Source organism: Bradyrhizobium sp. 87, assembly GCF_023073015.1.
GTDB classification, from domain to species: domain Bacteria; phylum Pseudomonadota; class Alphaproteobacteria; order Rhizobiales; family Xanthobacteraceae; genus Bradyrhizobium; species Bradyrhizobium canariense_D.
On sequence record NZ_JADPIQ010000081.1, the window covers coordinates 1 to 752 of the forward strand.

The window sequence follows — 752 nt, forward strand, 5'->3', positions numbered from 1 at the left end:
GCGCGGGTCGCATGCATCGCGTCATCAACGCGATCCTTGCGCTCCTTCACCTCGACCTCGGTCGCGCCGCCGACGCGGATCACCGCGACGCCGCCTGCGAGCTTGGCAAGACGCTCCTGGAGCTTCTCACGGTCGTAGTCCGAGGTGGTTTCCTCGATCTGCGCCTTGATCTGAGCCACGCGCGCCTCGATGTCGGCCTTCTTGCCGGCGCCGTTGACGATCGTGGTGTTCTCCTTGTCGATCATCACCTTCTTGGCGCGACCGAGCATGTTGAGCGTGACGTTCTCGAGCTTGATGCCGAGATCTTCCGAGATCGCCTGGCCGCCGGTCAGGATCGCGATGTCCTGCAGCATGGCCTTGCGGCGATCGCCGAAGCCCGGAGCCTTGACGGCCGCGACCTTCAGGCCGCCACGCAGACGGTTCACGACCAGGGTGGCAAGCGCTTCGCCTTCGACGTCCTCGGCGACGATGACCAGCGGCTTGCCGGTCTGCACCACGGCCTCGAGCAGCGGCAGCAGCTCGTTCAGCGAGGAGAGCTTCTTCTCGTTGATGAGGATGTAGGCGTCGTCCATCTCAACGCGCATCTTGTCCGCGTTGGTGACGAAGTAGGGCGAGATGTAGCCGCGGTCGAACTGCATGCCCTCGACGACGTCGAGCTCGGTCTCGAGCGACTTGGCTTCCTCGACGGTGATGACACCCTCGTTGCCGACCTTCTTCATGGCGTCGGCGAGGAACTTGCCGATCTCCGCGTC

General features: G+C 64.2%; 1 protein-coding gene. It reads right to left on the reverse strand.

What is annotated here, in order from left to right; genetic code table 11:
- The coding region (groEL, locus tag IVB50_RS18960; protein ID WP_247296944.1) for a chaperonin GroEL at positions 1 to 752 on the reverse strand (752 nt) is incomplete at both ends.